At 38.9% G+C, this 23,626-nt stretch carries 21 protein-coding genes; 18 read left to right on the forward strand and 3 right to left on the reverse strand.

Annotation, left to right across the window (positions count from 1 at the left end):
• Positions 1-8 precede the first annotated feature (8 nt).
• Positions 9-1,238: a D-alanyl-D-alanine carboxypeptidase PBP3 gene (pbp3, locus tag ABZ559_RS00800; protein ID WP_367006866.1), complete on the reverse strand. Its 1,230-nt coding sequence runs from the start codon at positions 1,236-1,238 to the stop codon at positions 9-11.
• Between the two features lie 553 nt (positions 1,239-1,791).
• A complete protein-coding gene (gene pbp3, locus ABZ559_RS00805) occupies positions 1,792-3,027 on the reverse strand; it encodes a D-alanyl-D-alanine carboxypeptidase PBP3 (protein ID WP_367006867.1) in 1,236 nt (411 codons plus the stop codon).
• Positions 3,028-3,271: 244 nt separating this feature from the next.
• Between pbp3 (ABZ559_RS00805) and ABZ559_RS00810 the strand changes: the two genes are divergently transcribed.
• The 6 genes from ABZ559_RS00810 (at position 3,272) to ABZ559_RS00835 (ending at position 12,181) form a co-directional block, all read left to right on the forward strand.
• Positions 3,272-5,227: a peptide ABC transporter substrate-binding protein gene (locus ABZ559_RS00810; protein ID WP_367007668.1), complete on the forward strand. Its 1,956-nt coding sequence runs from the start codon at positions 3,272-3,274 to the stop codon at positions 5,225-5,227.
• Positions 5,228-5,714: 487 nt separating this feature from the next.
• Positions 5,715-7,691 (forward strand): peptide ABC transporter substrate-binding protein, encoded by a 1,977-nt coding sequence (locus tag ABZ559_RS00815; RefSeq protein ID WP_367006869.1) that lies wholly within the window; start codon positions 5,715-5,717, stop codon positions 7,689-7,691.
• Between the two features lie 66 nt (positions 7,692-7,757).
• Entirely contained in the window at positions 7,758-9,257 is a 1,500-nt protein-coding gene (locus tag ABZ559_RS00820; RefSeq protein WP_367006871.1) for an ABC transporter permease, read from the forward strand.
• Positions 9,257-10,183: an oligopeptide ABC transporter permease OppC gene (gene oppC, locus ABZ559_RS00825; protein ID WP_273415212.1), complete on the forward strand. Its 927-nt coding sequence runs from the start codon at positions 9,257-9,259 to the stop codon at positions 10,181-10,183. Before ABZ559_RS00820 ends, oppC begins: the two co-directional genes overlap by 1 nt.
• Before the next feature lie 8 nt (positions 10,184-10,191).
• Positions 10,192-11,244 carry an ABC transporter ATP-binding protein gene (locus ABZ559_RS00830; protein ID WP_273415211.1) on the forward strand — a complete coding sequence of 351 codons (1,053 nt, stop codon included), beginning with the start codon at positions 10,192-10,194 and terminating at the stop codon, positions 11,242-11,244.
• Between the two features lie 10 nt (positions 11,245-11,254).
• Positions 11,255-12,181, forward strand: coding sequence for an ATP-binding cassette domain-containing protein (locus ABZ559_RS00835; RefSeq protein ID WP_367006874.1), 927 nt, complete (start codon positions 11,255-11,257; stop codon positions 12,179-12,181).
• A 352-nt stretch (positions 12,182-12,533) separates the two neighbouring features.
• On the opposite strand, the gene ABZ559_RS00840 is transcribed toward ABZ559_RS00835, so the two are convergent.
• Positions 12,534-12,902 carry a MerR family transcriptional regulator gene (locus ABZ559_RS00840; protein ID WP_273415207.1) on the reverse strand — a complete coding sequence of 123 codons (369 nt, stop codon included), beginning with the start codon at positions 12,900-12,902 and terminating at the stop codon, positions 12,534-12,536.
• A gap of 538 nt (positions 12,903-13,440) precedes the next feature.
• Between ABZ559_RS00840 and ABZ559_RS00845 the strand changes: the two genes are divergently transcribed.
• From ABZ559_RS00845 to ABZ559_RS00900, 12 genes are all read left to right on the forward strand, one after another.
• Entirely contained in the window at positions 13,441-14,631 is a 1,191-nt protein-coding gene (locus ABZ559_RS00845; protein WP_367006875.1) for an argininosuccinate synthase, read from the forward strand.
• Between the two features lie 433 nt (positions 14,632-15,064).
• Entirely contained in the window at positions 15,065-16,447 is a 1,383-nt protein-coding gene (gene argH, locus ABZ559_RS00850; protein WP_367006876.1) for an argininosuccinate lyase, read from the forward strand.
• Positions 16,448-16,537: 90 nt separating this feature from the next.
• Positions 16,538-16,897, forward strand: coding sequence for a ribonuclease P protein component (gene rnpA / locus ABZ559_RS00855; protein ID WP_018374946.1), 360 nt, complete (start codon positions 16,538-16,540; stop codon positions 16,895-16,897).
• Positions 16,881-17,696, forward strand: a complete 816-nt coding sequence (locus tag ABZ559_RS00860) for a YidC/Oxa1 family membrane protein insertase (RefSeq protein ID WP_367006879.1) — start codon at positions 16,881-16,883, stop codon at positions 17,694-17,696. The genes rnpA and ABZ559_RS00860 overlap by 17 nt, the downstream gene beginning before the upstream one ends.
• A gap of 12 nt (positions 17,697-17,708) precedes the next feature.
• Entirely contained in the window at positions 17,709-18,707 is a 999-nt protein-coding gene (locus ABZ559_RS00865; RefSeq protein WP_367006881.1) for a protein jag, read from the forward strand.
• A gap of 127 nt (positions 18,708-18,834) precedes the next feature.
• Positions 18,835-19,689 carry an ABC transporter ATP-binding protein gene (locus ABZ559_RS00870; protein ID WP_367006883.1) on the forward strand — a complete coding sequence of 285 codons (855 nt, stop codon included), beginning with the start codon at positions 18,835-18,837 and terminating at the stop codon, positions 19,687-19,689.
• Positions 19,689-20,561, forward strand: coding sequence for an ABC transporter permease (locus tag ABZ559_RS00875; protein WP_018374942.1), 873 nt, complete (start codon positions 19,689-19,691; stop codon positions 20,559-20,561). Before ABZ559_RS00870 ends, ABZ559_RS00875 begins: the two co-directional genes overlap by 1 nt.
• Before the next feature lie 51 nt (positions 20,562-20,612).
• A complete protein-coding gene (locus ABZ559_RS00880) occupies positions 20,613-21,215 on the forward strand; it encodes a DUF998 domain-containing protein (protein WP_367006884.1) in 603 nt (200 codons plus the stop codon).
• Between the two features lie 66 nt (positions 21,216-21,281).
• Positions 21,282-21,737, forward strand: a complete 456-nt coding sequence (locus tag ABZ559_RS00885; protein ID WP_367006885.1) for a LytTR family DNA-binding domain-containing protein — start codon at positions 21,282-21,284, stop codon at positions 21,735-21,737.
• Between the two features lie 9 nt (positions 21,738-21,746).
• A complete protein-coding gene (locus ABZ559_RS00890; protein ID WP_367006887.1) occupies positions 21,747-22,151 on the forward strand; it encodes a DUF3021 domain-containing protein in 405 nt (134 codons plus the stop codon).
• Positions 22,152-22,247: 96 nt separating this feature from the next.
• On the forward strand, positions 22,248-22,382 hold the full coding sequence (gene rpmH, locus ABZ559_RS00895; RefSeq protein ID WP_002885866.1) for a 50S ribosomal protein L34: 135 nt from the start codon (positions 22,248-22,250) through the stop codon (positions 22,380-22,382).
• Between the two features lie 262 nt (positions 22,383-22,644).
• Positions 22,645-23,526 (forward strand): class II fructose-bisphosphate aldolase, encoded by an 882-nt coding sequence (locus ABZ559_RS00900; protein ID WP_018374938.1) that lies wholly within the window; start codon positions 22,645-22,647, stop codon positions 23,524-23,526.
• The last annotated feature ends 100 nt before the right edge of the window (positions 23,527-23,626 follow it).

Genomic DNA, 23,626 nt, shown 5'->3' on the forward strand with positions numbered 1-23,626 from the left:
TCCTAAAGCTAGAAAAATTTTTTAAGAAGGTTTTGAAAAAAGGCTTTAAGGTGACTTTGCCAACTCTGTGTGATTTTTTCAGACGAGTAAAGAGAGATGGATGGTTCTTTAAAGAGATAACCATCACCAATTACATCTGGATCGTTAAAAATTAACCGGCCTATTTTTTGATTTTTAGAAATAGGTGAGGTCAGTTTATTATAAGCTAAGTCAAGTGTGATAGTTTCACTGACATCGCTTCCCTTTCGTCTAACGACAGTTAGGCTATCTTTGACATAAGGGGTCACTTTTTTGGTGCTTTCGTTACTGATTGCCAGTGAATGTAAATGTTGTCCAGAGCTATATAAATCGGTCAACTCAAAAGTTTGATAGAGATAATCTAGCAGTTTATTGGCTTCAGTAAAACGTGCATAGTCATCACTGTCAGCATTGTCTGCATGAAGAATAACAGCTATAATGCGCATGCCATTTTCTTTACTAGTAATAACCAAGGTTTGCCCCGCTAACTCTGTTGTTCCAGTTTTTAGACCATCAACCCCCTGACGCTCCAAAATTTGCCCTGCTAACATTTTATTAGAGGTAGCATAGCTTTCATCTCCCAACTCAACACTAGACTGACTGCTAATGTCTAAAATCTCAGGGAAATCTTGGATGAGATGATAGGCAATGATGGCAACGCTTTTGGCGCTGAGCATGTTTTCATCATTTTCACCAGAATTAGGATAGATATTGCCGTTCAAGGCACTATTGTTTAAGCCACTTGAATTAACAATTTGATAATCTGTAATTCCCCATTCCTCAAGCTTAGCGCGCATCAGATCCACAAAGGCTGGTTCGCTACCGGCAACTTTTTCAGCTAGAGCAATGGCTGCGCTGTTAGCACTGACTACCATGCTGGCATTGACTAATTCACGGACAGTATAGACGCGGTTGGTCATTCCGGGATTGCTGATGGTTGGGTCTTCAACTAATCCATAAGCATAGTCAGACAAACTTACCTCGGTGTCCCAGCTTAATTTTCCTTCATGAATGTTTTCCAAAACCAAGTAAATAGTCAATATTTTACTGATGGAGGCAATATAATTTTTGCTGTCAGCATTTTTATCGTAGAGAACTTTCCCTGTGCTGGTCTCGACAGCAATGACATTTTGAGCAGCGATGTCAGGTTCCTCGGCAGCAACAGCAGAGGTGAAAAACAGGATTAAAAGAAAGCAAAGACTTAGGATGTATTTTTTCATAGCATTATTGTAACAAGTTACCCACGCTTGGTCAAAGGTTTGTCCAAGTAAGTTTGAAGATAGGAATAAGAAAGAAACGGGGGTTGGTCTAATCGTTTTTCTCTTTTTCACAAATGACTGTTATAGTCTTTTAGTTTGCTTTTAGTACAAGGCAACGAGCTGCAGGTTGCTAGAACAGCCTCTAGGCTGTTCTAGGTTGGAAATAAGACATGCGAAGCAAGTCACTTTCGTAAAGTACGACAAGGCGAGTTCAAACAATCCAGTGGAGTGTTTGAAGTTGGAAATAAGGAAACGGAGTTTCCTCTTACGTCGAAGTAATAAAAGATAAACTAATTGACTATAGTTAGATTCTTTTGGTTTGTTTTTCATGACTTTGTTAATCCATTTTGTGGCTTCCAAGCTGAAGCGTGCATGTGTTATTTAGTAGCGAGAGCTAACTGAAATTTCAGGGGAAACTTTTTAGAAAGCTGAAGTTGCAGCCTGCTGGCTGCATTTGTCTCAATTCTAAACTAATTTTTCGTTATGAGTTTAGCCTTCAAAAAGTTCTTAAAGTTCAGAGGTTTTCGTTAACATAGTTAACAAAGTGATTCCACCAAACGGTAAGGAAAAAGTCTCGGTTCACGCTAGTCTTTGTGATAAGTTCTATGCTTGGCTTTTGTTCTAAGTAGCCCTGACCAATCAAAGCAGGGTCTTCAAAACTAGCTGTTCCAACCGTTTGCCCTGCTGCGACAGGAGCAACAAGAGCCTTTGAGTTTAAATTGACTTTAAGTGAGAGTTTGGAAGAGGAAGATTTACTTTTTACCACCTTAAAATCATTTTTGGCAACGCTAGCTACTTGGTTTTCCTGACCATCAATGACCTTGATAGAGCTATTTTGGTAAGTTTTGCCTTTTTTTAGAACGGTTGAAAGTTTAAAATTAGTTTGAATGTAGTTAAGCAATCCATTTGCTGCATCAAAGCTAGCATAGCTGTTGCTCTCAGCACCAGAAGCTCCAAGAATAACTGTCAGCACCTTCATACCATTCTCAGTACTTGTCGTTATGAAAGAATCACCGGCAGTTTTTGAAGTTCCCAATAAAAGCCCATCTACACCGGAACGTTGATAAAGCAAGTCTTTGAGCATATAGTTGTCGTTGTACAAGGTATAGCCTTCAAAGTCTGTGCTTTGTGAACTTGTTATTTTCAAAACTTCTGGGAAATCTTTTACCAAATGATAACTAATGATAGCAAGATCGTAGGCGCTTAATTTATTTTTAGATTTTTTACTAGATCCCGGGTAGATATTATCTCCAAGATAGCTATTTGGTAGTCCAGAAGCATTGATTAACTTAGCATCGGTAATTCCCCACTCTTGAAGTTGGGCCTGCATCATATCCACAAATTTACTTTCACTGCCTCCGATATGCTCAGCTAGGGCAATGGCAGGGCTATTTGCATTAGCGATTAGTGTTACTTTGACAAGTTCTTCAACAGTATATTTCCGAGCGTCCAGAGGCACGTTACTAATAGAGTAATCAGTCGTTAGTGCATAAGCGTAATCGGAAATATCAACAGAACTTTGCCAAGATAATCTACCAGCAGCAATTTCTTTGTAAACCATGTAAATGGTCAAAAGTTTATTTAAAGACGTTACGGACTGCAGAGAGTCGGCGTTTTTTTCATAAAGGATTTTTCCAGTAGTAAGTTCAACAGCTAGAGCATGATTAGCTGCAACATCAAATTCTTCAGCTTTAACCTTTGTACCTATGAGGGTAAGGCAAACAATGAAGAGCGCAAAAAATTTTTTCATATGTATATCAGTGTCCCAAAATCATTTTTCTTCATTATATCACAAGTCTTGTAAAAAAATAAATTAGCGAAATTTTCAGAAAACATAAATAATTCTTAAAAAGTATGATATAATAAAATACAAGCAATAGACCTTCGTTTGAATAAAAATGAAGAAATAGCCTATTGTGATGGATTGGACAATGACATAATATGAATTTTTATTACCGTCTGTTCTAATAAATAGGAGGAACTTTATGACATTGATGAGGAAAAAACTTCTTGTTTTAGGAGTTGCTAGTTTATCTTTTCTGGCTTTGACAGCTTGCGGCAGCAATAAGAATAGTTCAAGTGAGAAAGTGTATCAATACGTTTATGCAACCGATCCAGATTCGCTGGATTATATTGTCAATTTTAATGCGACAACTTCAGATCTCACTACAAATGGAGTTGACGGGTTATTAGAAAATGACCAATACGGAAACTTAGTCCCATCGCTAGCGAAAGATTGGACAGTTTCAAAAGATGGATTGACTTACACCTACAAACTCAGAAAAGGTGTCAAATGGTACACTTCTGAGGGAGAAGAGTATGCTGAAGTTACAGCCAATGATTTTGTGGCAGGTATTAAACATGCAGTGGAGGGGGAATCCTCAGCGCTTTATCTCATTCAAGATTCCATCAAGGGCTTGGACGATTATGTCAAAGGGAAAACGAAAGATTTTTCAACTGTTGGTGTCAAAGCCCTGGATGATTATACCGTTCAATATACGCTAAATAATCCAGAAAGTTTTTGGAATTCTAAAACGACGGCACAGATTCTCTTTCCTGTAAACGAAGAATTTCTCGAATCCAAAGGGAAAAAATTTGGGACAACGGATCCTTCAAGTATCCTATATAATGGTGCCTACTTCTTGAAAAATCTAACTGCTAAGTCTGAAATTTCTTTTGAGAAGAACCCTAATTACTGGGATGCGAAAAATGTTCACATTGACCAAATCAAATTGATTTACAATGATGGTTCTGAAACTGAGTCCATCTACAAAAATTTTGATGACGGGGTGTATTCGGCTCTAAGTTTGAATCCTAATGATTCAAGTTACAAGTCAGCGGCTAAGAAGTATGATAAAAATATTGTTTTTGGACTTCAAGATAGCACTGTTTATTCGCTGCATTTTAATTTGAATCGTACGGCTAACCAATTTACCAAAAAAACATCAGACAGTCAGAAAAATGATACGAAAACAGCTATCTTGAATAAAGATTTCCGTCAAGCAATCGGCTTTGCTCTTAATCGTGAGGCTTTTAATGCTCAAAAGGTTGGAGAACAAGCCGCTAGTAAGTCGCTCCGTAATTTAGTAGTTCCTCCAACATTTGTTCAAATTGGCACCAAAGATTTTGGAACCGCGGTCAAAGAAGAACTTGACAATTATGGAGATGTTTGGAAAGATGTCAATCTTGAAGATGCACAAGATGGATTTTATAATCCAGAAAAAGCAAAAAAATCATTTGAAAAAGCTAAGGAAGTTCTTCAATCAGAAGGTGTTACCTTCCCGATTCACTTGGATATTTCTGTTGACCAAACTTATTCGGTGGGTGTCAATCAAGCAAACTCTCTCAAACAATCCCTAGAAGCTTCTCTTGGGAAAGACAATGTTGTGATTGATATCAATCAGTTGACTACTGATGATTATAATAACACGACCTATTTTGCAAATAATGCAGAGCAAAAGGATTGGGATTTAGCTATTGAGGGTTGGTCAGCAGACTATGATGATCCTTCTACTTTCCTTGATATTTATAGACCAACAGATGGCAGCTACATTCACTATGTTGGGCTAAATCCTGGTCAGAATGCAGATATTGTTCACCAAGTTGGATTGGATGTTTTTGAAGATTATCTGGATGAAGCCGTTAAGGAAACTAATGATCTGCAAAAACGTTATACAATATATGCAAAAGCACAAGCAGCCTTCACAGACAGCGCGGTTATGATTCCAATTTTTACACGTGGCGGAAGTCCAATTGTTACTAAACTCAAGCCTTACTCAAGTGCTTTCTCATGGACAGGGACAAAAGGGAACTCTAGTTTCAAATATAAGAAACTTCTTGATGAACCTGTCACCGCAAAAGAATTTTACAAAGCGCGTGAGAAATGGTTGAAAGAAAAAGCCAAATCAAATGCCAAATATGAAGAAGAACTAGCAGATCACTTAGAATAGTGATATCAACTTCAAGTTGAAGAGAAGAATTGACAAGCTAAAAAAGTTTGTTGACTCTTCCCTTCTTTTTTTGAAGTTCTCCAATGAAAAATCAAAAAAATAGTACACCAGTTTATCTTTGGAGAATGGTCGGTGAGCACGATGAGCTTACGCCAAATGCTAGTTTGAAATGTAACCTAAAGAATGCGACCTGATTTTGAGGAGTAACGTCTTTTTTCAACATAATTGTTAACATAAGAAATTAGATCGGTTGTTTGTAGGAAAGCGCATTCGTAAAGAAAAATTTTATTTTAAAAATTTTTTTGCTCCATAAAAAGTCAGTAATTTCAAGCTTCAAAGCATTTTTTTGAAAAGTTGCGCACAATTTTCAGACAATTTTTTAGCTTTAATCGCTTTTTTTAAGAAAATTTTATGGTATAATAACACACATAAACGTACACGATGAATTGTACGAAAAATGAAAAAATTAGTTTTTAGAGGTACTTTTATGAAGAATAAAAGCAAATGGCTTTTTGCCGCAGGAGTAACATTGCTATCTGCATCTTTCCTTGCTGCATGTGGTAGCAAGAGTTCTGACAGCACTAGTTCATCATCAACTTACAACTACATATATGCATCTGAGCCAGTCTCTCTTGATTACATCAAGATGAACCAAGCAGGGACAAGTGAAATCACTAATAACCTCATTGATGGTCTTTTGGAAAACGACCAATATGGTAACTTGATTCCATCGCTTGCCAAGGATTGGACAGTATCTAAGGATGGTTTGACCTACACTTACAAACTTCGCAAAGATGCTAAATGGTACACTGCTGATGGCGAAGAGTATGCTGATGTTACAGCACAGGACTTTGTTACTGGTCTTAAACATGCCGTTGATTCAGAATCAGAAGCTCTTTACGTTGTCCAAGGCTCTATCAAAGGTCTCCAAGACTATATTGATGGTAAGACTAAGGATTTCTCAACGGTAGGTGTTAAAGCAATTGACGATCACACTGTTCAATATACACTTAACAAACCTGAAACCTACTGGAATTCTAAATTGACTTACAGTATTATGGCTCCAGTCAACGCTGAATTCTTGAAATCAAAAGGCAAAGACTTCGGTAAACAAACTGACCCATCTTCACTTCTTTACAATGGTCCATACCTCTTGAAATCAATCACTGCTAAGTCATCAATGGAATTTGAAAAGAATCCTAACTACTGGGATGCTGACAATGTCCATATTGACAACGTTAAATTGACTTATTATGATGGTTCTGACCCAGACTCACAATACAACAACTTTGACGAGGGTTCCTATGTAACTGCACGCTTGTACCCAACAGCACCAAGCTATAAGACAGCTGTGAAGAAATACGGTGACGATATTGTTTACGGCCAACAAGATGGTTCAACTTTCATGGTTTATTTCAACATGAACCGTACGTTGCATAAAATCTCAGATAAGACTGATGCACAATTGTCAGACTCTAAGAAGGCTATGAACAACAAAGACTTCCGTCAAGCGGTAACCTTTGGCTTTGACCGTGCTTCATACAATGCTCAAGGAAATGGTGAAGAAGCTAAGGATAAGGCTTTGCGTAATACCTTGGTTCCACCAGCATTTGTTCAAATTGATGGTAAAGACTTCGGTGATACAGTTGAGGCCGACCTAGCTTCATATGGTGATGAATGGAAAGACGTTGAACTTTCAGATGCACAAGATGGTCTTTACAATCCAGAAAAGGCAAAAACAGAATTTGCAAAAGCTAAGGAAGCACTTACGGCTGAAGGTGTAACCTTCCCAATTCAGTTGGACTTCCCAGTTTCACAAACAGACGAAATTTCTGTACAACGTGCACAATCGTTCAAACAGTCTGTTGAAAAGAGCCTTGGTTCTGACAATATTCAAATCAACATCAAACAAGTCACTGAAGATGAATGGTTAGCAGCTACTTATCAAGCTGAAACACCAGAACAAAATGACTACGACTTGGCGATCTCAGGCTGGTCACCAGACTACTCTGACCCATCATCATACTTAGACATCTTCGGTACACAGAAAGGTGCTGCCGCAACTTATCGTTTAGGTGTCGCTGATACTGATACAGCTATGATTCAATCAGTAGGTTTGGATAAATACCAAGCAATGCTTGATGAAGCAAATGCGATTACAGACGATGTTAATGCACGTTACGAAGCTTATGCAAAAGCTCAAGCTTGGTTGACAGATAGCGCTGTTATGATTCCAACATTTTCAAAAGGTGCTGTACCAAGTCTTACTAGAATCGTTCCGTTTACAAGAGCTAATTCTTATGTTGGGGTTAAAGGTGACTCAACGACCTATAAATACATGAAGCTTCAAGATAAACCTGTTACGGCTAAAGAGTACGCTAAAGCTCTTAAGAAGTACCAAGCTGCAAAAGAAAAATCAAACGCTAAAGCTGCAGAAGAACTTGCAGATCACGTTGAAAAATAATTAAAATGTTCCTGAAGAACTTTCTCCTTTCATTGGGAAAGTTCTTTTGAACTGTTAGGGAAGAATATGAAGAAATACATTTTTAACCGAATACTGAGATCGTTAGTCTCCATATTTTTAGTGACGACATTGACCTATGCTATCGTCTTCACTCTTGTACCACGGAAGCTGATTTTTAAACAGGATCCGAACTATACCAAGATTGCCGTGACGCCAGATAAAAAGGCTGATTACGAAAATACCATTTATGAAAGAATGGGCTATATTGATTACCTTAGTACTAAGGAATTGGTTGCTGCTACAAAAAAAGTTGATTCAAAAGTTACCAATGAAGGAAGTGCATCTGATAAAAAGGCTTATCAAGCTTACCTCAAATCAGCAGGTGGCAATTGGAAACTTCAAAAGTTTGAATCTGGTCAATATTACGCAACGCGTGAAATTCCTATTTATGAACGTCTTTGGAGTTTTTACTCTAATCTGATTGTCGTTGACCATCCTTGGAAAATTCAAGACTCTTCAAATCCAAATTTGAAACGCTACGTTCGTTTTGAAAATGATCCTGCCGTTGGCCCTGCCCTTGTTGGTTCAGGAACGAAGCATAAATATTTGATTTACTTTAACGGGAAATTCCCATTTATCCATCAAAATATCGTAACTTTTAATTTAGGAACATCTTATCCTACTTTTGCCAATATTCCTGTCTTGCAAGTCATCACTCAAGGTCAAGGGAAAACATTGGCTCAAGAAGTGAAATTCCCAACTGGTCAAACCAAAGTATCATCAATTGATATCTATTCACGGACCTATAAGTCACCTAAACAAGCTGATGCTCGAGACATCTCTAATTTTGGTAAGGGTGATGCCTATACGGCCACACAAAACAATTACTCCGAACCATCAATGATTTCAAACTCATTGAAGGCGGGTCTTATTGGGGTTCTTCTATCTTATATCATTGGTTTGCCAGTAGGTCTGTTGATGGCTCGTTATAAAGATGGAATCTTTGACCGCTTCTCTACTGCGACAGTAACCTTTATGCTTGCTATGCCAAGTATTGCAAGTATTTACGTCATTCGTTTCATTGGTTCTAAACTTTTTGGATTGCCAGATACGTTTCCACTTTTGGGAGCTAGCGATCCTCGTTCTTATGCTCTTCCAGCTATCATTTTGGGGGTTTTGGGAGCACCAGGTATTGCCATTTGGTTCCGTCGTTATATTGTTGACTTGCAAGGAAGTGATTTTGTTCGTTTTGCCCGAGCTAAAGGTTTATCTGAAGCTGAGATTTCACGTCATCACCTCTTCAAAAATGCCATGGTTCCGATTGTCAATGGGATTCCAGGGGCTATTGTTGCAACAATTGCAGGAGCAACATTGACAGAAAAAGTTTTTGCTTTCCCTGGTATGGGTAAAATGCTGATTGATGCTATCGCTGCAGCAAATAATGCCATGGTTGTCGGTCTTGTCTTTATCTTTGCAGTATTGGCAATCTTCGCTCTTCTTGTTGGGGATATCTTGATGACTGTCCTTGACCCACGTATCAAATTGTCTACAAAAGGAGGTAAATAATGGCTACGATTGACAAAAGTAAATTTGAATTTGTCGAATTAGACACTTATGCGTCTGAAACCATTGATGCTCCTACCTATTCTTATTGGAAATCGGTCTTCAGACAATTTTTCTCAAAGAAATCAACGATTTTTATGTTGGTTCTTCTGATTGCTATCATTTTGATGAGTTTTATCTATCCAATGTTTGCGAACTTTGACTTCAACGATGTTAGTGATATCAACGACTTTTCAAAACGTTACATTTGGCCAAATGCGCAGTATTGGTTTGGTACTGATAAAAATGGTCAGTCACTCTTTGATGGTGTTTGGTATGGTGCCCGCAACTCCATCTTGATTTCGGTCATTGCAACATTAATCAATATTGTCCTCGGTATCGTTATTGGTGCTCTTTGGGGTGTGTCTAAGGCGGTTGATAAAGTCATGATTGAGGTTTACAATGTCATTTCAAACCTTCCTTTCATCATGATTGTTATGATTTTGACCTACTCTCTTGGTTCAGGTTTCTGGAATTTGATCTTAGCTTTCTGTATCACGGGTTGGATTGGGATTGCCTATTCTATTCGTGTGCAAGTCATGCGCTACCGTGATTTGGAGTATAACCTTGCAAGTCGTACTTTGGGAACCTCAACGGTTAAAATTGCTATCAAAAATCTCTTGCCACAATTGGTTTCAGTTATCGTAACCTTGGTATCACAAATGCTTCCAGCTTATATCTCTTATGAAGCTTTCCTTTCCGCTTTTGGTATTGGTTTGCCAGTAACAGAGCCGAGTTTAGGACGTTTGATTGCTAATTATTCATCAAACTTGACAACAAATGCCTACCTTTTCTGGATTCCGTTGACAACTTTGATTTTGGTATCCTTGCCACTTTACATCGTTGGTCAAAACCTTGCGGATGCCAGCGATCCACGTACACATAGATAGGAGTAACAATGACTAACACTAATAATGTAATCTTAAGTGCTCAAGATGTGGTCGTGGAATTTGATGTTCGTGACCGTGTCTTGACTGCTATTCGTAATATTTCCATTGATCTCTACGAGGGTGAGGTTCTTGCCGTCGTTGGTGAATCAGGAAGCGGTAAATCTGTTTTGACTAAAACTTTTACAGGAATGTTAGAATCTAACGGCCGTATTGCCAATGGTTCTATCAAGTATCGCGGTCAAGAATTGACAGATTTAAAATCCAATGCAGATTGGGAAAAAATTCGTGGTGGAAAAATTTCTACCATTTTCCAAGACCCAATGACCAGCCTTGATCCGATTCAAACCATCGGAAAACAAATCTCTGAAGTTATTATCAAACACCAAGGTAAAACTAAGGCAGAAGCTAAGGAAATGGCTATTGACTACATGAAAAAAGTTGGTATCCCTGAAGCTGAGAGACGTTATGACGAATATCCTCTTCAGTATTCTGGGGGGATGCGCCAACGTATTGTTATTGCGATTGCCTTGGCATGTAAGCCAGATGTCTTGATTTGTGATGAGCCAACAACGGCGCTTGATGTGACAATTCAAGCACAAATTATTGACTTGCTCAAAAATCTTCAAAAAGAATATAATTTTACAACAATCTTCATTACCCATGACCTTGGCGTGGTAGCAAGTATTGCTGATAAGGTTGCTGTTATGTATGCGGGTGATATTGTCGAATATGGAACGGTAGAAGAAATCTTTTATGATCCAAAACACCCCTACACTTGGAGTCTTCTGTCAAGTTTGCCACAGTTGGCTGATGAAAAAGGTGTCCTTTTCTCAATTCCTGGAACACCACCTTCACTTTATACATCAATCAAAGGTGATGCTTTTGCACCACGTTCTCGCTATGCTATGAAGATTGATTTTGAAGAAGATGTTCCTAAATTTGCTGTTTCTGAAACACACTGGGCTAAGACTTGGTTGCTTCATCCTGATGCACCAAAGGTTGACAAACCAGAAGTTATTCAGGATTTGCACCAAAAAATTTCTCAAAAAATGACCAACTAGGAGGAAGGAAATGACTGAAAAATTAGTCGAAATTAAAGATTTGGAAATTTCCTTCGGAGAAGGAAAAAAGAAATTCGTTGCAGTTAAGAATGCCAACTTCTTCATTAACAAGGGAGAAACCTTCTCACTTGTTGGTGAATCTGGTTCCGGGAAAACGACCATTGGTCGTGCTATCATTGGTTTGAATGAAACTAGTGCGGGGGACATTCTCTATAATGGTAAGCGTATCAACGGAAAAAAAACGCGTGCTGAGCAAAATGAATTGATTTCAAAAATTCAGATGATTTTCCAAGATCCTGCCGCAAGCTTGAATGAACGTGCAACGGTTGATTATATCATTTCAGAAGGTCTTTATAATTTCAAACTTTTTAAAGATGAAGCAGATCGCAAGAAAAAAGTTACAGATATGATGGCGGAAGTTGGGCTCTTAGCTGAACATTTGACACGTTACCCACATGAGTTCTCAGGTGGTCAACGTCAGCGTATCGGTATTGCTCGTGCATTGGTCATGGAACCAGAATTTATCATTGCAGACGAACCCATTTCTGCCTTGGATGTTTCCGTACGAGCTCAAGTTCTCAACCTTTTGAAAAAAATTCAAAAAGAAAAAGGACTAACCTACCTTTTCATCGCTCATGATTTATCTGTTGTGCGTTTTATTTCAGATCGTATTGCAGTTATTCATAAGGGAGTTATCGTTGAGGTGGCTGAAACGGAAGAACTCTTCCGAAATCCAATCCATCCTTACACTCAATCTCTTTTATCAGCTGTACCAATTCCAGATCCAATCTTGGAACGTCAGAAAGAATTGATCGTTTACGATCAAAATCAGCATGATTACTCAACTGATACTCCTGAAATGGTTGAAATCAAACCTGGGCACTTTGTCTGGGGAAATAAAGCTGAAGTGGCTAAGTACCGTGAAAAACTAAACTAATCTGAGAAATCAACTTAGTGTACCTAGGTTGATTTTTTTGGTTCTTCTTGTTTGACTGTGATAGGATGAAAATAACACTCAGAGAAAATCAGATTAATTGATGCAGAAAGAATTGAAATCTATATAGTCAATTAGTTTATCTTTGATTACTTCGTTAACTCGCCTTGTACTAAAAGCAAATTAAAAGACTATAAAATCAAGGCAATGATGATGGAGTTTAATTTTTGAAGAACATAAGGGCCTTGTATTTGAAATTGTTTTTAGGATGAGGTAGCTTATTAAATTTATATCTGGCTAAAAAGCAGTTCATAAATTAACCAGCAACGTTAAAAAATTATCGGCGATTTTGGGGTTAGTTGTCGGGCTTTTCAAGTTTTTGGTTAATTTGCATGAGTACTTCTTCCAATAGAGATTTTTGTTTTAGAAGTATTTCGATTTTATCTTGGCAGGTTTGGATCTCTTCCTCAAAGACTCTCTGATTTTCCAACCATTGTTCCGAAGTTGAACAGGCATTTTCATGTAGGTACTTGATGCGTGAAATAGCACGAAGGGAAAGCCCCATCTGACGTAGTCCTAGAATCGTCTCTAAATCTTCAAGATCCTTTTCTGACCAATCATACTTACCTTTTACTAGTTTAGGAGACAACAGACCTTCCTTGATATAGTGCCTAAGCGTATCGCGTGTAATCATGAAATCTTGTGTAACCTGACCAGTTTTCATCTTTTTCTCCTTGACAGGGGCTTATCCCCTCATGTTTTAATAGCAAATGAAAGGAGGGAAAGCTCATGTTCTTTCTCGTATTAGTTATCGGTTATCTCGGTAGTTTAGCCGTAGCAGCAGTTAGTGTAAAAGAAAATATTTCCCAGTTGTTGTTATTTTGTAATTGTCTTCCTCTGATAATGGGAATTCTATCCTGTATATTGTTACATTATAACATAATTTCGGCAGGAATATTTCAGCTCAGTGTGGCGATTTTACTGATGATGGCAACGACTTTACGTCCGATAAATGGGTATTTTATCTTTAAGAAAGTTCACCTTAACCATTTAATTTTGCATAGCAGTCTGTCTGTTTTACTTTATATTTTATGGATATATTTTGCATAAATTACTATATTATGCGTAAAATGGTGGATATTTTATTTTTTTTGAAAAAATATTCAAAAAAAGATTGACAAATGTCAAAATCGAGAGTATAATTATACACATAGAGTTGATAAAAAAACATCAACAATAAGTTTAAGAAAAGAGAAATTCATATGTCGAAAGAAAAAGTTATTTTAGCCTATTCCGGTGGTCTTGATACCTCAGTTGCCATTACTTGGCTTAAAAAAGATTATGATGTCGTTGCTGTTTGTATGGACGTTGGCGAAGGTAAAGATCTTGATTTTATTCATGATAAGGCTTTGACAGTTGGAGCTATTGAGTCTTATGTTCTTGATGTTAAGGATGAGTTTGCTGAGGAGTATGTTCTTCCTGCTCTTCAAGCACACGCTTACTATGAACAAAAATATCCTCTGGTATCAGCTCTCAGCCGTCCGATTATTTCTAAAAAATTGGTTGAAATTGCGCATAAAACTGGGGCGACAACTATCGCTCACGGTTGTACTGGTAAGGGGAATGACCAAGTTCGTTTTGAAGTTGCCATTGCAGCCCTTGACCCAAATCTTAAAGTTATAGCGCCTGTTCGTGAATGGAAATGGTCTCGCGAAGAAGAAATTGAATATGCTAAGGCAAATGGCGTTCCAGTCCCGGCTGACCTTGATAATCCTTATTCGGTGGATCAAAACCTTTGGGGGCGTGCTAATGAGTGCGGTGTTCTTGAGAATCCTTGGAATCAAGCGCCAGAAGAAGCATTTGGCATTACCAATTCACCAGAATCAGCCCCAGATCAACCTGAATTTGTTGACATTGAGTTTAAAGCTGGTAAGCCAGTTGCCTTGAATGGCAAAGAAATGAAATTGGCTGACCTCATTCAAGAGCTCAACCTTATTGCAGGCAAACATGGTATCGGCCGTATTGACCACGTTGAAAATCGTCTGGTAGGTATTAAATCGCGTGAAATTTATGAATGCCCAGGAGCTATTACCCTCTTGACAGCTCACAAGGAAATTGAAGATTTGACCTTGGTACGTGAAGTGTCACACTTCAAACCAATTCTTGAAAATGAATTGTCAAATCTTATCTATAATGCATTGTGGTTCAGCCCAGCAACGAAAGCCATCATTGCCTACATCAAGGAAACACAAAAAGTGGTTAACGGGACGGCTAAGGTCAAACTTTACAAAGGCCATGCTCAAGTTGTTGCACGTAAATCACCAAATTCACTTTACGATGAAAATTTGGCAACCTACACATCTGCTGACAGCTTTGATCAAGACGCGGCAGTTGGCTTCATTAAACTTTGGGGTCTGCCAACACAGGTAAACTCACAAGTTAACAATAAATAATTTATAGCAGAACAAATTAAAAGAGCTACGTTAGTAGCGCTTCAGTTTCGCACTTTTCGCTGTGGTAAAGAGACAATCAGCAAGAATACTAATTGTCTGGGAAATTTTGAGACTTTGGTTCAAAATTTAGCCATGGAATTTCATAGGAAATCGCTGGTGTCCCTACCATTTAAAAAATTGTAAAAAGGAAAGAAAATTTCAGATAAAAGGGTACAGAGATGCCCATCTGAGACTCTTTTCTTATAACTTACCAATTCTCGTCAAGGTGTTCAGAGAGGCACCTCGAGCTTAAATAATGATATTCAGAGAGAATCATTTAAGAAATTTGTCCTGTGAGACACCAAACAAGTCTGAGGTAGCTCCTTGGGCTTGTTTTATTCAAGCAAGTAAGAAAAGAGAAAGTAGAGCGCAGAGTTGCTCTTGGTGATAAAAAATGACTAAAGAAAATCATAAGCTGTGGGGTGGCCGTTTTGAAGCTGGGCTTGAAAAATGGGTTGAGGAATTTGGGGCGTCCATTTCTTTTGACCAAAAAATGGCGGAATTTGATCTAAAAGGGTCGATTGCCCATGTGACCATGTTAGGTGAGACGGGGATTATTGCCAAGGAAGAGGCTGCACAGATTAAGGCTGGTTTGGAAGAACTTCTTGAGGAGTACAAGGCTGGTCAAATCGAATTCGATGTGTCTAATGAAGACATTCACATGAATATGGAAAGTCTCCTGACTGAGAAAATTGGCCCAGTGGCAGGAAAACTCCACACAGCTCGTTCACGGAATGACCAAGTGGCGACAGACATGCACTTATATCTTAAAGCCAAGCTAGCAGAGGTCATTGAAAAATTACATCATTTACGTAGCAGTCTTGTCACATTGGCAGAGGAGCACACCTACACTATTATGCCAGGATACACGCATCTACAACATGCGCAGCCCATTTCATTTGGACATCATTTAATGGCATATTATAATATGTTTACCCGTGATAGTGAGCGTTTTGAGTTTAATGTTAAACATACGGATATGTCACCACTTGGAGCTGCAGCTTTGGCCGGAACTACCTTTCCTATTGACCGTGAGATGACTGCAGAGCTTATGGGGTTTGCCAAACCTTACAGTAACTCGCTAGACGCTGTGAGCGACCGTGACTTTATTCTGGAATTTTTGTCTAATGCTAGCATTTTGATGATGCATATGAGCCGTATTTGCGAAGAAATCATCAACTGGTGTTCTAATGAATACCAATTTGTAACCTTGTCCGACACTTTCTCAACGGGTTCATCTATTATGCCGCAGAAGAAAAATCCAGATATGGCAGAGCTTATTCGTGGAAAATCTGGTCGTGTTTATGGCAATCTCTTTGGTCTTTTGACGGTCATGAAATCTTTACCTTTGGCTTATAACAAGGACTTGCAAGAGGACAAGGAAGGTATGTTTGATACGGTTGAAACTATCACGGTAGCCCTTGATATTTTGGCAGGTATGCTTAATACCATGACGGTCAATAAGGAGCACATGGCGAAATCTACAGAGAAAGATTTTTCAAATGCTACGGAACTAGCAGATTATTTGGCGGCTAAGGGGTTGCCTTTCCGTCAGGCGCATGAAATTGTTGGTCAGCTGGTCTTGGAGTGTACAAAGAAGGGAATTTATCTGCAAGATGTTCCTTTTGAACGCTATCAAGAAATTTCAGATTTGATTGACCAAGATATCTATGTGACCTTGCAGTCTCACACTGCTGTTGAACGCCGCCATTCATTGGGTGGGACGGGATTTGACCAAGTGACATGGCAAATTAAGCAAGCTCAAACAGAACTGTAACCGAATTGTAAGAAAGGCCGAAATTCCTAGGGGTTGAGGCTTTTTTGCTTTTTGTGGTATAATAGGAGTAATTTAGAATGGAGTTGTGCGGTGAAGAAAAGCTTTCGTGTCAAAAGTGACAAAGATTTTCAGGCGATTTTTGATAAGGGAACCAGTGTTGCTAATCGGAAATTTGTCGTTTATCAGCTAGAAAAAAATCAGAAACATTACCGAGTGGGTATTTCTGCTGGTAAAAAGCTTGGTAACGCTGTCACGAGAAATGCCGTTAAGCGAAAAATTCGTCATGCCATCATGGAGCTTTCCCCTGATTTAACCAACCATGATTTTGTGATTATTGCCAGAAAAGGTGTTGAAGAATTGGATTATCATGAGGTTAAGAAAAATCTTCAGCATGTCTTGAGGCTGGCAAAACTTTATCAGAAAGGTTTAGAGTGTGAAAAAGAAAATTAGTTTTATCAGCCTAGCGAGCGTTGCCTTGCTAGTTTTGTCTGCCTGCGGACGAGGTGAGGTCACAAGTTCGTCTACAAATGGCTGGGAGCAAGTGGTCTATTTCTTTGCTCAGGCAATCCGTTTCTTGTCTTTTGGTGGTTCTATTGGGATAGGGATTATACTGTTTACAATTATTATCCGAGCAATCCTAATGCCACTCTTTAATATACAGATTAAATCTGGTCAAAAAATGCAAGACTTACAGCCAGAATTGCGCGCTTTACAGGCTAAGTATCCTGGTAAAGATACGGATAGTAGGATGGCTCTGGCTCAGGAAAGTCAAGCACTCTATAAAAAATACGGTGTCAATCCCTATTCTAGTTTATTACCACTTCTCATACAGCTCCCAGTCATGTATGCCCTTTTTCAAGCCTTGAGCCGTGTTGCTTTCTTGAAAACTGGAAGTTTCCTTTGGCTAGAATTATCTCAACCAGATCCCTATTTTATTCTTCCTGTTTTGGCAGCCCTTTTTACATTCTTGTCAACTTGGTTAACGAACAAGGCTGCTAAAGAGAAGAATATTGCTATGGTCATCATGACTTATGTTATGCCAGTGATGATTTTCTTCATGGGCTTTAGTCTGGCATCTGGTGTGGTTCTTTATTGGACGATTTCCAATGCCTTTCAGGTTTTTCAAATTCTGCTGCTCAACAATCCTTTTAAAATCATTGCGGAGCGTTTGCGAGTTGAAGAAGAAGAAAAAGAACGCCAAGCAAGAATACGTCGCGCTAAGAAAAGAGCACAAAAGAATAGAAAATAAGGAGTTTAGATTATGGTTATATTCACAGGGTCTACTGTAGAAGAAGCTATTGAAAAAGGGCTGGCAGAGTTACAACTTTCCCGCCTCAAAGCACATATTAAGGTTATCTCTCGCGAGAAAAAAGGTTTCCTTGGTTTTGGAAAACAACCTGCTCAGGTTGATATTGAGGGTATTAATGAAACAACGGTCCACAAGGCTAATCAAAAAGCTGTTAAGGGTGTTCCAGAGGCCATCAACAATCTAAATGAGCCTGTATCTTCAAAATTGGAAGACACCATTGAACTTAGTAAGGTGACTCAAGCTCTTAAAGAAATTGAAGAACAGGGTCACCCTGTCGATGAAGCTGTCAAAGAAGCTCTTCTTGAAAATAAAAAAACGACACAAACTATTCTTGAAGAAACAGGTTACTCGGAAGTTTTGGAACAGTTAGAGCAGAAAACAACGGCCAAAGACCATCAACCTCAAGAGTCAACTCCTGATGAAGTGGCATCATTTGAAGAATTTGTTGCTAATGAGTTTGCTTCGGAAAAGCCAACTTTAAGTAATGATATTGAACAAGCGGCACAGGAAGTTTCTGACTATGTTCAAAAAATTATCTATGAAATGGATATTGAAGCAACGATTGAGACAAGCAATAATCGTCGTCAAATCAATTTACAGATTGAAACACCTGAAGCAGGCCGTGTTATTGGTTATCATGGTAAAGTTTTAAAATCTCTACAACTTTTGGCACAGAATTTCTTGCATGATCGCTATTCTAAGAATTTTTCCGTTGTCCTAAATGTTCATGATTATGTTGAACATCGGACAGAAACTTTGATTGATTTTACACGAAAAGCGGCTGCGCGTGTCTTGGAAACAGGCAAAGATTATGTTATGGATCCAATGAGTAACAGCGAACGTAAAATTGTTCACAAAACTGTTACAGCAATTGAAGGTGTCGAGAGTTATTCAGAGGGAAATGACCCCAACCGCTATGTTGTTGTCAGCCTTCTTCAAGATGAAGAATGATGTATAGAAAGTCAGTCAACTGGCTTTCTATTTTTTTACCGCTTGCCTCTTTCTTTTAACCACTTACCGCAAAAGCGTCCTAGAGAGGCGCTTTTTTTGTTAGGATATAAACGTGGAGGACGAAGTAATGTTAATGAAAACCCAAAATCTCACGAAAATCTACGGTGATAAAACAGTTGTCAATCAGCTTAACTTGGAAATTCCAAAGGGTAGCTTAGTTGCTTATTTGGGAACCAACGGAGCTGGCAAATCAACGACTATCAAGATGTTGACGGGATTGCTGGCCCCAACCTCTGGTAAGGTGATTCTGGCATCCGATTTGAAAATCGGCATTGTCTTTCAGGACAGTGTGCTAGATGAGGAACTGACTGTCAGAGCAAACTTGAAGAACCGTGCAGGGCTTTATCAGCACATTGATAAGACTTGGTTAAATGAATTGGTAGAATTGACAGGTTTGAGTGGTCTTCTAGGGCAAAAGTACGGGACCTTATCTGGCGGTCAGCGCAGGCGCGTGGACATTACACGAGCTTTGCTCAATAAACCAGACCTTCTCTTTCTGGATGAACCAACGACTGGGCTTGATATTCAAACCCGCCAAATGATTTGGCAGCTGCTTTACCGCTTGAAAAAAGAGCAAGGTTTGACCATTTTCTTGACCACTCATTACTTAGAAGAGGCTGAAAATGCTGAAGTCACTTATGTCATTGACCACGGGAAAATTTTAGCACAGGGTACAGCTTTTGACCTTGTTAAGGAATATGCCAAGAGTCAACTGCTCCTCAAGGTTGCAGACCCAACAAGCTTAGCAGCTCTGCCATTTCCCCTAAAAGAAACGGAAGCAGGCTACTTGATAGAGGGGGTGTCATCACAGGAGGTTATTGGTCTACTGGGCAAGTACCGAGAAGCTATAGCAGACTTCGAATTTAAACAAGGCACCATCAATGAAGCCTTTATTGCCATTACAGGAAAGGAGATTAGTTGATGCTAACGACCGTTAAACGCAATTTACAACTTTATTTCAGCAACAAGGCCAGTGTCTTTTTCTCACTGATGGGGGCTTGGATTGCCTTTGTTTTGTACATCATTTTCTTGCAAAAGAATATGCTAGATGCTTGGAGCAGCTTGTCTCATCCTGAAAAATTTTTGGATCGCTGGGTGATGGGCGGTATTTTAGCCGTTACTGGTATTACGACAACTTGGTCGGGGACGGAAAGGTTGGTTCGTGATAAGGAAAGCCAGAAATTCTCTGATTTTCTGCTAACAGATACGACTAATTTCCAATTGAATGTTGGCTATCTGATCAGTGCCGGTGTGATTGGCAGTGTTATGCAGGTTGTTATGTATACCATCATGTCTCTCTATTTTTATTACCAAGATGGTCTGCGTTTTGAGGTGAGTAATTTTCCTTCCATATTAGGAGTGATTGTCTTAAGTTCAGTCATGTCAGCCCTTCTTGCCTTGCTATTGGTTCAATTTGTGAAAACTGTAGAAGTCGCAGAACGTCTGTCAACCATCATTGGAACGGCATCAGGTTTCTTGGTGGGCGTCTACATGCCGATAGGAACGCTTCCCGATGTTGCTCAGAAGATCATTAAACTGGTACCAGGTGCCTATGTAGCCTCAGTCTTTCGTCAAATTTTGGTTGGAGATGATATTCCAAAATGGAAGTCTAGTCTTGACATAAAAGAATACCTTGGTATTGAGTTTAAGTGGGGAGACCATCTGTTGACCTGTCAGCAAAATATCCTTATTATAGCTGCCGTGATTGTTGTCAGTCTTCTTGTCCTTTTTAGCTTTCTTTGGGTAGAAGGACAAGGCAAGACGTGTCTAGGAAAATTAGCAGTAAAGAGCTGATATGGTTAGCCTTGCTTTGTGATAAATGGTTTAGAAGAAAGGAAATGCGACATGATTTCAAAAGGATTTAGTCTTGTAGCCATTCTATGTATTGTAACTTATGGTTACCTAATGGTAGTACTTCATCTTAAAAATAGGGAAATCTATAATCCTATCAAGCATGCGGTTAGTGATTATGGCGTTGGGTCTCATCGAAAATATTTTAAACTGGCAGGTTTGGTCAGTACGGTAAGGACTATCGCATTGATACTAGCCCTATTCTGCTGGTCTTATCCATTTTCTTTTAAGATTAAGGGAATTGAACTGCTAGTCTTGGCCTTAATTGGTTTTGTAGGTGTTGCTATTTTTCCAACGGATCTTGAAGGCGAAAAGCGTACGCTTACAGGTACCCTGCATTTATTGTTTGCTATTTTGCAGTTTACAGCGCTTGCTACTTTTATCTTCAATGTTACCAAAAGCATCGGTCCTATTAACCCAACTATATATTTCATTTGCCACCTCTTGGAGCAATTGGTCAAGGTTGGACTTTACGGTCTTGTTGCAGCCATGATTTTATCTCCGCTTAAACCTTATTTTGGTTTGCTGGAACGGCTATTTCTCTACTCTACTAATATTTATATTCTATGTTTGTGCCTAATGATTTTCCTTGACTAGCCTGTAACTTGCGTGAAGCCTCAAAAAAGGGTACTATAGGGGAAATAAGACTTGGAAAGGATTGTCATGGATTTTCGATTTGAAGAAGTACCGAATCTGACAGCAAAGGAGATTGAAGTATTGGTGCGCAGCCAAAGTTTGACAGCAGAGGTTCAGCGAATCTTGGACTATCTTGCCCAGTATGAGTCTGAGGCGCCAGCTATTATTCCTATTAAGGGCGCTGATAGGATTGAAATGCTCAAGACTGATGACCTCATCTATGTGGATGTAGATGATACAAGTCTGATTTTGGAAACGCTCAAGGGCAGGCGCATTATCTCGGGGCGTCTCTATAAGTTTAAGGAGCGGCTCAACAATCCTGATTTTGTGCAGGTTTCCAAACAAAGTTTACTTAATATTAACCATTTAGAGGCTCTAGAGGCTAGTTTTTCGGGAAATATGCTAGCGCTTTTAACAGGCAAACGTAAGCTACATGTCAGTCGTCGTTACTTAAAAAATCTAGAACAACGTTTGGGCTTGTGAGGAATAGAAATGAAAATAGATATTAGAAAAATTGTAATCTATGCTATTGTTGGTGTTGGTTTCGGAGGAGTTGTATATGTTCTTAGTTTGTTGTCTGGTGGAGTTCAGACGCAAACGGTCAGCCAGATTGTCAATGTTGTTTGGATTAGTGGGTTGATTGGTCTTGTGACCATGATTTATGAATTGGAAAGTCCACCGTTGCTCTGGCAGATTTTATTGCACTTTATCGCAGTTTATGGTTTGATATTTTTAATGAATAAGTTAAATCATCTGGTCAATCCTTTGTCAGTCAATTTCTTTGCAGGTTTTGTAATGACCTATCTTGTTATCTGGTTTGTGGTTTATCTTACTTTTTTCCGTCGCGTTAGTCGGATTAACAGGAAGTTGCAGGAAAATAGAGAAAATAAATCTTGACAAGCTCAGCTATTTCTTATAAAATAATATGGTATGTTTAGTAATGATCACATAGCCGGCTAAACGAATACGAAAATCTATGAGGAGGTATTCATCGTGAAACGTACTTATCAACCAAGTAAAATCCGTCGTCAACGTAAACACGGATTCCGTCACCGTATGTCAACTAAAAATGGACGTCGCGTGCTTGCAGCTCGTCGTCGTAAAGGACGTAAAGTATTGTCAGCTTAATTTGTCTTGATAATAAACTAGAACCAACAGTGCTCGAGGCTGTTGGTTTTTTGTTTTAATATCAGAAAATGAGGCTGTGGTTATAAAGTAATCACAAATGATATTCAGGTATATTGCTATTATAGTGAATTGCTAATTGAGGTTTTGATCGATATGCATAGTCTTTTCAATCTTTTCATGTAATACTGGAAAAAATAAGAAAATTGTGATAGAATGGACATGTAATGGGTTGAACCCCAAAAAATAAATAGGAGGCCTTATAATGGCAATCGTTTCAGCAGAAAAATTTGTCCAAGCAGCTCGTGATAACGGCTATGCTGTTGGTGGATTTAACACAAACAACCTTGAGTGGACTCAAGCTATCTTGCGTGCAGCAGAAGCTAAAAAAGCTCCAGTTCTTATCCAAACTTCAATGGGTGCTGCTAAATACATGGGTGGTTACAAACTTTGTAAAGCACTTATCGAAAACCTTGTTGAATCAATGGGTATTACTGTACCAGTTGCTATTCACCTTGACCATGGTCATTACGAAGATGCTCTTGAATGTATCGAAGTTGGTTACACTTCAGTAATGTTCGACGGTTCACACCTTCCAGTTGAAGAAAACCTTAAATTGGCTAAAGAAGTTGTTGAAAAAGCACATGCTAAAGGTATCTCAGTAGAAGCTGAAGTTGGTACTATCGGTGGTGAAGAAGACGGTATCATCGGTGACGGTGAATTGGCTCCAATCGAAGATGCTAAAGCAATGGTTGAAACTGGTATCGACTTCTTGGCAGCAGGTATCGGTAACATCCACGGTCCATACCCAGAAAACTGGAAAGGTCTTCACCTTGATCACCTTCAAAAACTTACAGAAGCTGTTCCAGGATTCCCAATCGTACTTCACGGTGGATCTGGTATCCCTGATGATCAAATCCAAGCAGCTATCAAACTTGGTGTTGCTAAAGTTAACGTTAATACTGAATGTCAATTGGCTTTCTGCGCTGCTACTCGTGACTTTGTTGCTGAATTCAACGCTAACGAAGCTGAATACATGAAGAAAAAACTCTTTGACCCACGCAAATTCTTGAAACCAGGTTTCGATGCAATCACTGCTGCTGTTGAAGAACGTATCGATGTTTTCGGTTCAGAAGGTAAAGCTTAATCAGCTCTGAAACGTTATTAAATAAAGGTTTGTCCGAAAGGATAAACCTTTTTTCTTATTGTCTCACGAAAACCACTAGCTGTGCTAGTGGTTCCGAAAA

This window comes from Streptococcus sp. ZY19097 (genome assembly GCF_040731245.1).
Classification (GTDB): domain Bacteria; phylum Bacillota; class Bacilli; order Lactobacillales; family Streptococcaceae; genus Streptococcus; species Streptococcus orisratti.